This window comes from Lacisediminimonas sp. (assembly GCF_030645335.1).
Taxonomy (GTDB): domain Bacteria; phylum Pseudomonadota; class Gammaproteobacteria; order Burkholderiales; family Burkholderiaceae_D; genus Lacisediminimonas.
In genome coordinates this window covers 1-12636 of the sequence record NZ_JAUSNH010000018.1, presented here as the reverse complement: position 1 = coordinate 12636, position 12636 = coordinate 1, and the positions used below count along the sequence as shown (strand labels likewise).

At 62.4% G+C, this 12636-nt stretch carries 14 protein-coding genes; 2 read left to right on the top strand and 12 right to left on the bottom strand.

What is annotated here, in order from left to right:
* The 4 genes from argF to Q7T64_RS01505 all read right to left on the bottom strand — a co-directional run.
* Nucleotides 1-909, bottom strand: a 909-nt coding sequence (argF, locus tag Q7T64_RS01520) for an ornithine carbamoyltransferase (RefSeq protein ID WP_304790004.1), incomplete at its 3' end; no start/stop codon positions are given.
* A 140-nt stretch (nucleotides 910-1049) separates the two neighbouring features.
* Entirely contained in the window at nucleotides 1050-1946 is an 897-nt protein-coding gene (rsgA, locus tag Q7T64_RS01515; protein ID WP_304790001.1) for a ribosome small subunit-dependent GTPase A, read from the bottom strand.
* Entirely contained in the window at nucleotides 1943-2293 is a 351-nt protein-coding gene (locus Q7T64_RS01510) for a 4a-hydroxytetrahydrobiopterin dehydratase (RefSeq protein ID WP_304789998.1), read from the bottom strand. Before Q7T64_RS01510 ends, rsgA begins: the two co-directional genes overlap by 4 nt.
* On the bottom strand, nucleotides 2290-3552 hold the full coding sequence (locus Q7T64_RS01505) for a M48 family metallopeptidase (RefSeq protein ID WP_304789995.1): 1263 nt from the start codon (nucleotides 3550-3552) through the stop codon (nucleotides 2290-2292). Before Q7T64_RS01505 ends, Q7T64_RS01510 begins: the two co-directional genes overlap by 4 nt.
* 50 nt (nucleotides 3553-3602) lie before the next feature.
* Between Q7T64_RS01505 and orn the strand changes: the two genes are divergently transcribed.
* Nucleotides 3603-4199, top strand: a complete 597-nt coding sequence (gene orn / locus Q7T64_RS01500; protein ID WP_304789992.1) for an oligoribonuclease — start codon at nucleotides 3603-3605, stop codon at nucleotides 4197-4199.
* Nucleotides 4200-4241: 42 nt separating this feature from the next.
* On the opposite strand, the gene Q7T64_RS01495 is transcribed toward orn, so the two are convergent.
* The 8 genes from Q7T64_RS01495 to Q7T64_RS01460 form a co-directional block, all read right to left on the bottom strand.
* Nucleotides 4242-4925, bottom strand: coding sequence for a UPF0149 family protein (locus tag Q7T64_RS01495; protein ID WP_304789988.1), 684 nt, complete (start codon nucleotides 4923-4925; stop codon nucleotides 4242-4244).
* 109 nt (nucleotides 4926-5034) lie between these two features.
* Nucleotides 5035-5646, bottom strand: a complete 612-nt coding sequence (locus Q7T64_RS01490; RefSeq protein ID WP_304789985.1) for a hypothetical protein — start codon at nucleotides 5644-5646, stop codon at nucleotides 5035-5037.
* A gap of 10 nt (nucleotides 5647-5656) precedes the next feature.
* The gene (locus Q7T64_RS01485) at nucleotides 5657-6160 is read right to left on the bottom strand and encodes a GspH/FimT family pseudopilin (RefSeq protein WP_304789982.1); all 504 of its coding nucleotides are present in this window, start codon (nucleotides 6158-6160) and stop codon (nucleotides 5657-5659) included.
* A gap of 9 nt (nucleotides 6161-6169) precedes the next feature.
* The gene (locus Q7T64_RS01480; protein ID WP_304789980.1) at nucleotides 6170-9259 is read right to left on the bottom strand and encodes a pilus assembly protein; all 3090 of its coding nucleotides are present in this window, start codon (nucleotides 9257-9259) and stop codon (nucleotides 6170-6172) included.
* 17 nt (nucleotides 9260-9276) lie between these two features.
* Nucleotides 9277-9795 carry a pilus assembly PilX N-terminal domain-containing protein gene (locus Q7T64_RS01475; RefSeq protein ID WP_304789977.1) on the bottom strand — a complete coding sequence of 173 codons (519 nt, stop codon included), beginning with the start codon at nucleotides 9793-9795 and terminating at the stop codon, nucleotides 9277-9279.
* The gene (locus Q7T64_RS01470) at nucleotides 9792-11183 is read right to left on the bottom strand and encodes a PilW family protein (RefSeq protein WP_304789974.1); all 1392 of its coding nucleotides are present in this window, start codon (nucleotides 11181-11183) and stop codon (nucleotides 9792-9794) included. The genes Q7T64_RS01475 and Q7T64_RS01470 overlap by 4 nt, the downstream gene beginning before the upstream one ends.
* 28 nt (nucleotides 11184-11211) lie before the next feature.
* Nucleotides 11212-11787 (bottom strand): type IV pilus modification protein PilV, encoded by a 576-nt coding sequence (pilV, locus tag Q7T64_RS01465; protein ID WP_304789971.1) that lies wholly within the window; start codon nucleotides 11785-11787, stop codon nucleotides 11212-11214.
* 2 nt (nucleotides 11788-11789) lie between these two features.
* Nucleotides 11790-12212, bottom strand: coding sequence for a type IV pilin protein (locus Q7T64_RS01460; protein WP_304789968.1), 423 nt, complete (start codon nucleotides 12210-12212; stop codon nucleotides 11790-11792).
* A 126-nt stretch (nucleotides 12213-12338) separates the two neighbouring features.
* Here Q7T64_RS01460 and Q7T64_RS01455 point away from each other — a divergent pair.
* The coding region (locus Q7T64_RS01455; RefSeq protein WP_304789964.1) for a phosphotransferase at nucleotides 12339-12636 on the top strand (298 nt) is incomplete at its 3' end.

Sequence of the window (12636 nt, the reverse complement as noted above, 5' to 3'; positions counted from 1 at the left end):
CAGGCGGCCCAGCAACAGGTATTCCATCAAGGCTTTCTGTACGTGCAAACGGTTTTCGGCTTCTTCCCACACCACGGACTGCGGCCCGTCGATCACGCCGGCGGAAACTTCTTCGCCGCGGTGTGCCGGCAGGCAGTGCATGAACAGCGCATCGGGCTGCGCCCGCGCCATTTTGGCTTCATCGACGATCCAGCCGTCGAAGGCTTTCAGCCGCGCTGCATTCTCCTGCTCGAAGCCCATGCTGGTCCAGACATCGGTCGTGACCAGGTCCACCCCGTCGCAAGCCTCGGCCGGTGACGGGAACAGCGTGTAATTGCGGTTGTCCGGCGCCACCAGCGCAGCGTCGATGTCATAGCCGCGCGGCGTGGACACATGCAGGTGGAAGCCAAAAACCTGCGCCGCCTGCAGCCATGAATAGAGCATGTTGTTGGCATCCCCGATCCACGCCACCCGGCGCCCGGTGATGGAACCGCGCTGCTCGATGTAGGTGTAGACATCGGCCAGCACCTGGCAGGGATGATGTTCATTGGTCAGGCCATTGATCACCGGCACCCGCGAATGCGTGGCAAAGCGGTCGATGATGTCCTGTCCGAAGGTGCGCACCATGATGATGTCGCACATGCGCGACATCACCTGCGCCGCATCTTCCACCGGTTCCCCGCGCCCGAGCTGGCTGTCGCGTGTATTGAGGTAGATGGCTGCGCCGCCGAGCTGGTGCATGCCGGCTTCGAACGACAAGCGCGTGCGGGTCGAATTTTTTTCGAACACCATCACGAGGGTGCGGTCGAGCAGGGGATGATGCGGCTCGTAGTTCTTGAATTTCCGTTTGATCAGGCGCGTGCGTTCGATCACGTACTCGAACTCGTCCCGTGAGAAATCGGAGAACTGCAGGAAGTGTTTGATCGCCATGAATGAAAACGGCGGCGAGGGTGGCGCCCGCCGCCGAAGTTTGTAACTTGTTCAATTATAAGGTGTTTTCCAGCGAAAAGGCAGCCCGCCACAGTCGATGGCATGTTCGTTGGCCGGCCAGGTGCCGGCCGGCCAAGGGATCAACCATAGCCAATGGTCTGCATCGATTCATGCCGCAGCTGCAGGTACAGCGCATGCCGCGCCACCGAAATGTCGCCCTGTTTGACCGCTGCCAGCACGGCGCAATCGGGTTCGGTGACGTGATGGCAATTGGTGAACCGGCATTTTCCCAGCGCCGGTGCAAATTCCGGGAATGCACGCTCCAGCATGCCTTCGGTGAGGTGATGCAGGCCGAATTCCTGGAAACCCGGCGAATCGATGATCGCCGTGTCCGGTCCGAGCTGGTACAGCCGGGTGAAGGTGGTGGTGTGCTTGCCGGTATCGAGCGCCGCCGAAATTTCACGCACTGCGATATCGGCGTCCGGCACCAGCAGGTTCACCAGCGAAGATTTGCCCATGCCGGATTGCCCGATCAGGATGCTGTTCTTGCCTTGCAGCAGCGGCAGTATCAGCGCCACTGCCTGTTCGGGCTGGGTCCGCACCGACAGTTCATGCACCGGGTAGCCCAGTTTTGCGTAGCGGCTGGTGCGTTCCCGCGCCTTTTGCAGTCCGGCCTCGATATCGGCCTTGTTCAGCAACAGGCGCGCTTCCACGCCGGCCGATGTTGCCGCCACCAGTGAACGCGACACCAGGTCTTCAGTGAAGCTCGGTTCGGTGGCGACCATGATCAGGATCTGGTCGACATTGGCAGCCAGGAATTTCGACTTGTACTGGTCCGAGCGATACAGCAAGGTGCGGCGCTCGGTGATCTGCTCGATGACCGCCTGGTTGCCGGAGGTCTTCTGGAGCACGACCACGTCGCCAACCGCGACATGGGTCTTTTTGCCGCGCGTGACGCATTGCAGTCGTTCGGCGCCGGCCTGCGCGACGTAATGCCGGCCGTGGGCGGCGATGATGGTACCGTGCAGTTCGTTCATGCGGCGCGCGCCGCGTACAGCGCGTCGATCCTGGCGGCGCAAATGAAATCGTTGTCCGACAGGCCGCCGCGGCCGTCGTTGACCGAGTGGGTATCGAACTTCACCGTGCAGCAGGCATAGGTGACGACCAGCTCCGGATGATGGTCCTGGGCATGGACGATAAAGGCCAGTGCATTGACGAAGGCCAGCGTTTCGTAATAGTTGTTGAAGCCGAACTCGCGAACGATGCGCTGCCCGTCGCGCTGCCAGCCCGGCACGGCCTCGAGCATGCCGGCGATCGACGCTTCATCGCTGGCCGTGGTGGTGTGACGGCAGTTTGCCTGCCGTAATTGTTCTGCGCCGATCATGTTGCTTGCCCGAGTAGCCGATTGATGCGGATTGCCGCCGGTGGATGTGAATCGTAAAAAGCGGAGTGCACCGGATCAGGCGTGAGCGTGGCGGCATTGTCCTCGTACAGCTTGACCAGGGCCGAAACCAGATTGCGGGCGCTGCTGTGGCGGGCAGCGAAGGCATCGGCTTCGAATTCATGCTTGCGCGAAGTCAGTGAATTCAGCGGCGACAACAGGAACGTGAATACCGGCAGTGCCAGCATGAACAGGATCAGCGCCATGGCGTCATTGCTGGCAGCCAGCATCGGGTCCACGCCCAGTCCGGTATAGAACCATGCCTGCGTTTTCAGGTAACCCAGCAAGGCCAGGAACGCCAGCGACACCGAGAACAGCACGACAATGCGCTTGATGATGTGGCGCAGCTTGAAATGGCCCAGTTCATGGGCCAGCACCGCTTCCACTTCGTCCGGCGCCAGGCGCGCCAGCAGGGTGTCGAAGAACACGATGCGCTTGGCGGCGCCGAAGCCCGAAAAATAGGCGTTGCCGTGGGCGCTGCGTTTGGAGCCGTCCATCACGAACAGCCCCTTGGAGGCGAATCCGACCCGCTGCATCAGCGCCTCGATGCGCTGGCGCAGCGAATCGTCGGCCAGTGGCGTGAACTTGTTGAACATCGGCGCAATCACGGTCGGGAACAGCACCAGCATCGCCAATTGGAAGCCGCTCCACACCAGCCATGCGTAAAACCACCAGAGCTGGCCGGATTTTTCCATCAGCAACAGCACGATCCAAATCAGCGGCAAGCCCATCGCCGTACCCAGTCCGATGCCTTTTACCATGTCGGAAAAAAACAGCGGTTTTGTCATCTTGTTAAAGCCAAAACGCTGTTCCAGCCGGAACTGCTTGTAGTAATCGAACGGCAATTCAACCAGGCCCGAGATAATTACGAATGCGGCAATCAGCGCCAGTTGGTACAGCATGCCGGGTCCGGTCAGTTCCAGTACCGTCATCGACAGCCATTGCAGGCCGCCCAGCAGCGTGAAGCCGATCAGCACGGCGGTGTTGACCACCATCATGACCAGCCCGAACTTGCCCTTGGCGACCGTGTAGTCGGCCGCCTTCTGGTGAGCCGACAAGGCAATGCGCTCGGCAAACTCTGGCGGCACCGTATCGCGATGCGCCAATACGTGCCGGATCTGGCGTGATGACAGCCAGAATCTGATCGACAAGCTCAGCAACAGGAAGCCGACGAATACAACAGAAAAGACTTGGGAAGACATGGTGGCGGACGCCTGTGAGAAAATGCGCGGTTCTGACTCGGGAAAATATTATGTCACAAGCGATCGACCTTGACGCCGCACAACCGGCCCAGCCTGCTGCGCCGCGGCCCAATGAATTCAACCTGGTGTGGGTCGACATGGAAATGACCGGCCTTAGCCCGGACACGGATCGCATCATCGAAGTCGCCGTGGTGGTGACCGACATGAACCTGAACCTGCTGGCCGAAGGTCCGGTGCTGGTGATCCACCAGCCCGACGAAATCATGGACGGCATGGACGCCTGGAACAAGGGCACGCACGGCCGCTCCGGATTGATCGAGCGCGTCAAAGCCTCGACCATGGATGAAGAACAGGCCCAGCAACTATTGATCGAATTCCAGCGCCAGCACGTGCCCGCCGGCAAATCGCCGATGTGCGGCAATACCATTTGCCAGGACCGGCGCTTCATGGCGCGCGGCATGCCCAAATTGGAATCGTATTTCCATTATCGCAACCTCGACGTATCGACACTGAAGGAATTGTGCCGTCGCTGGAAGCCGGAAGTGCATGGCGGCTTCAAGAAGCACCAGAAACATACGGCGCTGGCCGACATCCTGGAATCGATCGAAGAATTGAAGTACTACCGCGAGCACTTCATCAAGTTATAAACCGCTGCCGGGGTGCTTGCCGGGTCTGCGGGTCCAAAGCGGTCAATGCGCGCCGCAGCACTTCTTGTATTTCTTGCCGCTGCCGCAGGCGCACAAGTCATTGCGCCCCGGTGTCGGCGTCTCCCGCTTCAGCGGTACCGCCGGCGTGCGGTGCGCGATCCAGTAGCGCCGGATCACCGGTATCGCGGCTTCGATTTCCAGTGACAGCCGGTGCACCTTGGCCGGCGTGTCGACCAGCTGCATTTCTTCTTCTTCCAGTTCCTCGGCGCCAAGCAGGTAGATCGGCTTCAACAGCGGGGCAAGATCGGATTCCCATGCGGCATCCCAAGCTTGCGCATGCAGTTGCATGCCTTCCCAGAAACCCCAGGCCCAGGGTTCGCCATCGATGAATTGATGGCCATCGGACTCGAATTGCGAAAACAGCGGCTCGAACTCCTTCGGCGCCACTTCGAAGGTCAGCGCAATCTCGTTGCAAAAACGGGCCATAAGGCCGGTGATGCGCTCCATTTCCTTCGGATTGCGGAACTGCGGCGCATCGTGCGCAGCCGGGCCCCATACCCGCGGCAGCCAGGCTTCAATCGGCGTGACAGCCGGGCCGATCAGCATTGCGGTCAGGAAACCGTGCAGCGCATCCATCGTCATGCATTCATCGCTGCAGCGATCGGACAACAGGAAGCGATCGAGTTCGTCGAATTCCTTGTCCGTCAGTGGCGTATCGAGGTGCATGGGAGTGGCGTCCAGTAGGAAAGCCGTCAGTGTACTTGTGCCAACCGGTGCCGGCCAGTGATTACATGCATGGGCCAGGCGCCGGCAAGCAATCCAGCCCGCGCCAATCTCAGCTGCCGCCGACGCGCTCGCTGACGACGGAAATTTTCAGGATGGCGTTGACGGCCACGCCGTCGACTTCGCCCGGCGCGAACCGGACGGACCGAAAGCGGCCGGCAGCCCGTTCGGCAAATGCCTGCGCTGCCGGCTCGCGGCTGGCGGACAGCACGCGCTCTACGCGGCCGTGGCGGTCGACCAGTACGGTCAGTTCAATGCGTCCGGTAAATCCGGCCGATTGCAGGTCCGGCTGGTCAAGGTCCACCGGGTCGAGCGGCACGGGCAGCCGGGTCAGTCGTCCGCTGGGCAGCCAATTGTCCGGCTGGCCAGCCTGCTTCGGATCGCGTGCCGTGTCCTGGCTAGTTGGCTGGTTCGACACCGTCGGCCCGCTCGCCTGTGCACCGGGGGCGGGATTGATGGTGGCCGCGCTGCCGGCAGCGGGCAGCAGGCGTACCGACACCGACACCGGCGACAGTCGCGGCGTTTCGGCCTCCGGCATGGACGACATTGCGCCTGAAACCCAGAAAATTACCGACGCATGGAGCAGGCCGGACAACAGCACGAAGCCGGCCAGTCCCCTGGGCTTCGCCGATTGCGCCAGGCCGACCAAAACTATGCCATCCATGCCCGTCATCTCAGGGGCAAGAGCCGGTGCGGGTGGTGGCGACCGATGTGCGCCCGGTCGCGCTGATCGACACCACCTTTTCTTGCATGCCGGGGGCCGGCGTGGCCTGGCAGAACTTGATGGCGGCCTGGGTCGAACCAGCGCCAGAGGACTGGAAGCTCAGGCTGCGGCTGCCCGCCAGCGTGTCCTGCGCACGGTAGTTCGCCGTCAGCGCCTGCTGGCGCTCGACCACGGTGGTGCCGGCCAGCACGATCCAGCCCTGTTCCCAGTCGCCGCTGGCAGCGCAAGCGGCGCCATCCGCCGATGCGCACAGGGTGACAGAAGTGTTGCGCTTGATCGCCTCGCTGCGCGCCAGGGTTGCGCTGGCGGAGAGTGCATTGGCAAAGCTGCCAAGCCGCGGCCCGACCATGATCGCATTGAACGAGGGCGCTGCAACGCCGACCAGGACCGCAAAGATGGCCAGCGTCACCATCAGTTCGACCAGGGTGAAGCCACGGCTTTGGCGCGTTTGCATGGCGAACCCTTATTGCTGGACGTACCAGTAGACCCGGCTCTTGGGCTGGGCCACCGTACTTGCCGGGCTGGGTGCGCCGATCGACGCCTCCAGCGGCGAATTAGGACTGGCGCCGATCACGAAGGGTACCGTGCGTCCGTCGTCCAGCGTGACCATGCCGGCCACCGGCGATGGCGGCAGGCCATCGCCGACGATGCGCTGGTAGCGGGTGGTGCCGACTGCGGCTGCGGCATTGGCATAACTGATGTTGTAGACCAGCGAGGTGCCGAGATTGGCGCTGCAAGTGGCTGCTGCCGCGACCGCAGGCTGGTGTGTGCTGAAGGTGACCGAGCCGAACAGGGTGATCGACGAGGTCACTACTTTTTCACCGGCTGCGAGGTCGAGGTACCAGCCTTTTTTCGCTTCGACTTCGGCCACCGTCGGTGTACTCGACGCTGAAATTTGCAACAGCGAACCCTTGCACATCACCGGATTGGCCGAGCAGTTTCCACTTTCCGAAGTCAGCCAGGAAGCGCTGGTCGGATCGTCGCGCAGCATGAAGAAATGATTGGCCACGCCATAGGCAGCGGTGTAGTTGCTGAGCGGCTTTTCCCTGTCACCCGATCCCAGCAGCAGGGTGTAGACGCCGTTCTCGTAAAGGACGTCAGGGGCGAACATGAACTTGCGGTTGTTGGTGCAGGTGGTGGCCAGCGAGTCGCAACCCAGCGATGCGATCTTGGTAATGGTCCATGCCGCCGGCGCGCTGCTGCCGATATCGACCCGGTAGACATTGCCGCCCAGGTCCGCCGCATACGCATACTTGGCCAGTCCGGTGGTGGCATCGGGCACGATGGCGATGTCGCCGACCACACTGCGGGTCGTCGCCAGGGTATTGAGCAGTGCGCCGCTGTCGGCATCGATCACGTAGATCATGTTGCCCTTGGTCGCGTAGCCGCCGGAGGTGCAAGTCTGCGGGTCACCGTCTTCGCAGGTATCGTAGCCGCCGCCCATGACCAGCATGGGCGCATTGCCGCTGCTGTAGCCGCTGGATTTCACGATCTTGGGCGAGGACCAGGTCTGGCCCATGCCGGCAAAGCCGGTGCTGCAACCGGTATCGCTGACCGTGCCGGTGGCGGGGAAGTTGCTCGGGCATCCGCGCTTCCATTTCAGTGCCGGTGCGCCCGGCGTGCTGACGTCAAACGCATACAGGGCGCGGCCGCCACGGCGCATCGTTGCGTACAGCCAGGCGCTGCTGCTGCTGCCCTGGTAGGCGGTGATGGCGCCGTCCACGCCATACGGCTTGGGCAAGCCGGTGGGCATGTCGGGATTCAGGATTTGCGTGTTGTTGTCATAGATGCGCTTGAATACCGGGAATGCCTCCGGCGGCGCGAAAGTCCATAATTCCTGGCCCGCGACATAGGTGTTGCCGCTGCTGGTAATGCTGTTGCTGCGATTGCCGTTCACTGCCCGCAGCAAGCCGTCATTGCCGCCGTAGTACACCACGATCGACGGCACGGCATCGGTGCCATAGTTGATCGCAACCGGCCGCGAATGGACCACATCGCCATGCACGGAAGGCCGCATTTCAAGGGTGGTGACGCCGTCGATATCTTCGTCCGCCGTATCCAGGCCCTTCACCCAGCGGATCAGCGTGTCGCGTTCGGTGTCGGACGCCGCGCCCAGGTTGCTGGTGCTGACATTGGCGCTGCTGAAGTCCAGCATCGAGGTGCACGACGCGAAGGTACTGGAGCAGGTTTTCACGGTACGCGTCGTGGTCGAGCGCGTCATGTAAGCCTGGCCGCCTTTTTCGACGATATTGCCGTCTGGCGTGTTGGAGTTGCGGTATTCATCGCTGGCCGCACCGGATGGCGGGATACAGACGCCCTGCGGCTGGAAGGCCCAGTAGCTGTCGGTCGCAGATGGTGTCCAGAAGCTGCGCGCGCATTCGGTCAGGAAGCCGGTCAGGCTGTTGATGGCGCTGCTGTCGTTGGCATCCACCATCTTCAGCACATTGTCGACAAAGCCCATCTTGTACTGCTTCAGATTGCCCGGCCAGCGCGGAAAATTGCTGGCATCCGGACGGAACATGCCGATATAGACCTGGTTCAGGTAGGTGCCCTGGGTGTTGACCGAGATCGGCAAGCTGACCGACGCGAACACGCTGTTGACCGACTGGATTTCAGTGAAGATGTTGGTCAGCTTTTCTGCCAGCGTGGCCGAGCCGGCCGATGAGGCGACCGGCACATAGCGGCCGCCGCTGACGTTGGCCATGCTCTTTAACACAGCGGTCCAGCCCGGACCCTGGCCGGTGCTGGCGGGATCGACGTCGACCGTATAGGTCGCGGCATTCAGGCTGCTGCTTTTCAGGAAGCGCGCCCATTCGTCGATCGGATTGCTTTGCGATCCGGTCGGCGAAATCGATAGCTGGGTGGTGCTGCCGCCGGCCGCGGTGAGCATCGAATTTGCTTGTGTGATGACGGAGTTGTTGTCGCTGGACGCGCCGTTGCTGATGTAGATGATGTAATTCTTCGCACAACCGGATGCAATCGGCGAGTTGTAGGTGGTCGCGGTGCGGGTCGACAACGCATTGCTGGCCAGCGCATAGACTGCCTTGTCGGCAGAAGTACCAGTCACGTTGCCGGTGTAGTCCGTCTTGTTCTTGCCATTGCCGGCGTAGGGCGCACCGCCCGAAAGATAGCGATAGGCTTCCGCCATGACCAGGCTGGCGGAGCCGCCATTGCCCTTGTCGTTGATCTTGTCGAAACTTTCGACCAGAGCCTTGTACTTTGCCTTGTTGGCCGCATCCATCAGGCGCATGGCGGCCCGCACGTAGCCGCCGTCGACATTGTTGTTGCCACCGCCCGTTTCAGCGGCAAACATGATGCCGACCCGGAACTTGTCCGCGGTCAGTCCATTGAGCGTATTGGCCAGCGCCGCCATTTCGGTCGCGAAAGCGCTGTTCCAGTTGGCGGTATTGTCGACAATGATCAACACGTTGGGGACTTCCGTTGCTGCCGATGGCGTCACCCCCAGGAACAGGTCGATGTCCTCGGCTCCCACCGTCAGGTGGAATGCAAACAGCAGCGAGGCGGCGAGCCACTTGCTTAATCGTCGTGTCATACCAGGCTCCTGTGCCATCAAGTGCAGACTGTGCCGTACTGGGTTTCGCTCAACAGCACGCGCACGCCCTGGCGCACGCGCACGGCGGCGCTGCTGCCAGCGACGTCGCTGACGGTGGCGTCGATGTCCCAGACGGTGTTGTAAAAAATGACGGCTGCCGGCAGGCCCAGCGACAGGCTGCTGGCAGTACCGGAGCCCGCCGCCTGCGTCGTGCGCGAAGCGGCAATACAGGTCGGCGTGGCGATCGTGACCACATAGTCATTGGTGCCGTCGTTATTGATGTCGACATTGATCTGGTCGGCCGTCGGCGTACCGGTGAACGGCGAACTGATCACTTGCTCGATCGCCTTGTTGGCTGCCGCCAGCGCTTCGGCCCGTCGCTGCATGTTGCCGACCGCCTTCAGGTTGGTGGTGCTCATGTTGAATGCAGACGATACCAGGAGCGTGATCACCGCCAGCATGATCAGGCCGACGATCAGCGTCGCACCGCGCTGGTTTTGCCTGCCCAGGCGCTGCCGGGCCGCACGCTTCATCATGGCGTCTCCCTGCGACCGGATATATTGGTCATGCGCACGCTGCCGGAATACACATGCCGCTTGAACGACGACGAGCCGGTCGGCACCGTCCAGCTGGTGCTGCCCAGCGTATAGGTTTTTGTATCGGCATATCCCGGCGTGGCCTCGCGCGAGCGTGCCACCAGGTAGAGCTTGATGCCCACCACGTTGGTCAGTTGGGCAACCGTGCAGGGGGCGGCCGTGGTGCAGCGCACGAATGCGCCATCGGCAATGCCATCGCCGCGGTTGGTGGGCGAGGTCAGGCTGGTCGCGCTGGCCCAGGTCACGGCTTGTGTGAAATTGACTGCGCCGCCGGTGTCGGACAGGTTGTCTATGCCGAGCTCGACGCGAAAGCCTTCTATGCCTTCCACCAGCGGCGTCACGGTGGTGGGGTGCGCCAGCGTGCCGCCTTGCAGGTCAAAGCGCGACTGCACCAATGTCGGGATGCCGTCGCCGGCCGTGCTGGCGAAGTTGCGCACATAATAAATGGTCGAAATGAACTTGCGCTTGTCGGCTGCTGTGGCGCAATCGCGCTTGCGCAAATTGAAGCCGGCGGTGCCGATCACCGGTTCGAGCGAATAGACCGAGGTGGCGTCCGGGGTCGTGGTCCACGCCGCATCGACCGTTGCTTCCTTGCTGGCGCCCGAATAGCTGGCGATTGCGCGCGACTGGCCTGCGCCGGTGCCGCTGACGATGCGCACCGTCGCGCCGGCATAGGCGTCATCCACCGCAGACGCGCTGGCCGCCATATTCAATGTGCTCGAGGTGCTGCCGGTACGTGCTGACGCCACCAGCTCGGCGGCACACTGGGAAGTCTGGAAGTACAGTGCGCCGGGGGTATCGGCGGCGCAGTTGCCGCCACTGCCGGCAACGCAGGTCTCGGCGTGCCGCACCAGCAGCACATCGGTATTGGCTTGCTGGTTGGTGACCACTGCAGTACAGCCGGCCGGTGCGGCGTCATAGGCCTGGATGGCGATGCCCAGCAGGGCGGACTTGTAACTGCTGTTCCAGTTGGTCGCGTTGTACGCCAGGCAAGGGTCAGGCACGCTGGCCGGCACATCGCCCGGAATCGTGCGCAGCGTCAGGTCGTCGAACTGCGGCATGTGCGTGCCCCAGAATCCGGCGTGGGCCAGCTCGCCTTGCAGCAGCTGCATGGCGAAGCGGCCGTTTTCAATCTGGCTATTGGTGCGCGCCAGTTCGGCGTTGTTGCGCGATGTATTGACGAACACCGTCACCAGCGCCACCAGGATGGTGAGGCTGATGGCGACTGAAATCATCAGCTCGACCAGGCTCAGGCCGGCCTCATGCCGCAAACCGGTTGCGCGCTGCGCGAGCGCAGCATGCCGGATTGCCGGCGTGCTGCGTGCCATGCAAAGGCTGATGCCGTGGGTTCTCATGTCAGGTCAGTGTCGCGATGCGAACGATGGTGGTGACCGTGCGGCGGCACAGGTCATTGACGCACTTGGAGCCCGATGCGCCGTTGTACATGCCCTGGGCGCAGGCCACGCTGGCCGGTGGCGTCGCCAGCGGCCCCAATCCTTGCCAGGCAATCGTCACCATGTACTCCCCGCTGCCCAGGTTCTCCACGCAGCCGCGCCCGCCGAGGAATGCGCCAACCTTGGAAGTGCCCTGCATTTCCGCTGCGCCCAGCAGCGCCTGGGTCCATTCACAGTTGTCCTGGACCGCCCGGCTGGCCGAGGTATCCAGCGTGCAGGTGCTGCCGGTGCCAAGCGGTGAGGCGGCGCCGGTCACATAACTGGCGGCGAAGTTGCGATTGGCCGCAATGCGCTGCGCCATGTCATCCACCAGGATCAGGGCCTGGGCGCGCTGGTAGGCTTCCATTTCCGACAATTGCAGGCGCGACTGCAAGCCGACCAGTCCCAGCATGCCAAAGGCGAGGATCACGATCGTCACCAGCACCTCGATCAGCGAGGTGCCATGCGCACGCCGCCCGGGCGGCAAAGAGGCCTGCATGCTTACCATTTTCCAGCCGGAGACTTGACGCCCTCGCTGGTCAGCGACAGAACGCCGTCCGCCGCCTGCGAGCGCCCGGAAACCGGCGTGAAGCTGATCGTGAAGGTCGGCGGTGTGCCATCGACGACAACGACGTCCCAGTCGTACACGGTACTGATCTCGGCCGGCAGCGAAAAGCCGGCCGCAGTCAGCGTGCTCTTGCTGGCATAGGCGCGGTTGGCCAGCAGGTGCTGCTGTTGCTGGTTGGCCAGTTCCATCATTTGCGCCTGGGCTGCGGCACGCTTGCCCTTCACCACATATTGGGTATAACTCGGGTAGCCGATGGCGGCCAGGATGCCGATGATGACGACGACAACCATCAGTTCGACCAGCGTGAATCCACGCTGCCGATCAAGGCGGGCGGGAAAGGCAATCCTTGGGCTCATGTTCGCTCCTGGCTATTCGTTCGTTCATGGTAGCGAAACAATTCTGTGGGGCAACATTTCTCCGACGACAGGTCGATTTTTTCGGGTGAACGGTCATGGCTGTGGTTGCGGGGCTACAATCCGGCGATGGAAACACAACGCGACTTCGGGGCCCTGGGCCCCGATACTGTTTTGGACGCACTCGATGGCATCGGCTTCACCAGCGATGGTCGCCTGCTGGCGCTCAACAGCTACGAGAACCGGGTATACCAGGTCGGAATGGATGAAGGTCCGCCCCTGGTCGCCAAGTTTTACCGGCCCGAGCGCTGGAGCGATGCGCAAATCCTGGAAGAGCACGCCTTCGTGTCGGAACTGGAAGCCGCGGAAGTACCGGTCGTGGCCGCCATCGAGCGCAACGGCCAGACACTGCACCACCATGCCGGTT

Bases quoted from the DNA above. Each gene is read 5' to 3' on its own strand.
- rsgA (WP_304790001.1), bottom strand. From the start codon at position 1,946: ATGAACGAACTGCACGGTACCATCATCGCCGCCCACGGCCGGCATTAC.
- Q7T64_RS01510 (WP_304789998.1), bottom strand. From the start codon at position 2,293: ATGATCGGCGCAGAACAATTACGGCAGGCAAACTGCCGTCACACCACC.
- Q7T64_RS01505 (WP_304789995.1), bottom strand. From the start codon at position 3,552: ATGTCTTCCCAAGTCTTTTCTGTTGTATTCGTCGGCTTCCTGTTGCTG.
- orn (WP_304789992.1), top strand. From the start codon at position 3,603: ATGTCACAAGCGATCGACCTTGACGCCGCACAACCGGCCCAGCCTGCT.
- Q7T64_RS01495 (WP_304789988.1), bottom strand. From the start codon at position 4,925: ATGCACCTCGATACGCCACTGACGGACAAGGAATTCGACGAACTCGAT.
- Q7T64_RS01490 (WP_304789985.1), bottom strand. From the start codon at position 5,646: ATGGATGGCATAGTTTTGGTCGGCCTGGCGCAATCGGCGAAGCCCAGG.
- Q7T64_RS01485 (WP_304789982.1), bottom strand. From the start codon at position 6,160: ATGCAAACGCGCCAAAGCCGTGGCTTCACCCTGGTCGAACTGATGGTG.
- Q7T64_RS01480 (WP_304789980.1), bottom strand. From the start codon at position 9,259: ATGACACGACGATTAAGCAAGTGGCTCGCCGCCTCGCTGCTGTTTGCA.
- Q7T64_RS01475 (WP_304789977.1), bottom strand. From the start codon at position 9,795: ATGATGAAGCGTGCGGCCCGGCAGCGCCTGGGCAGGCAAAACCAGCGC.
- Q7T64_RS01470 (WP_304789974.1), bottom strand. From the start codon at position 11,183: ATGGCACGCAGCACGCCGGCAATCCGGCATGCTGCGCTCGCGCAGCGC.
- pilV (WP_304789971.1), bottom strand. From the start codon at position 11,787: ATGCAGGCCTCTTTGCCGCCCGGGCGGCGTGCGCATGGCACCTCGCTG.
- Q7T64_RS01460 (WP_304789968.1), bottom strand. From the start codon at position 12,212: ATGAGCCCAAGGATTGCCTTTCCCGCCCGCCTTGATCGGCAGCGTGGA.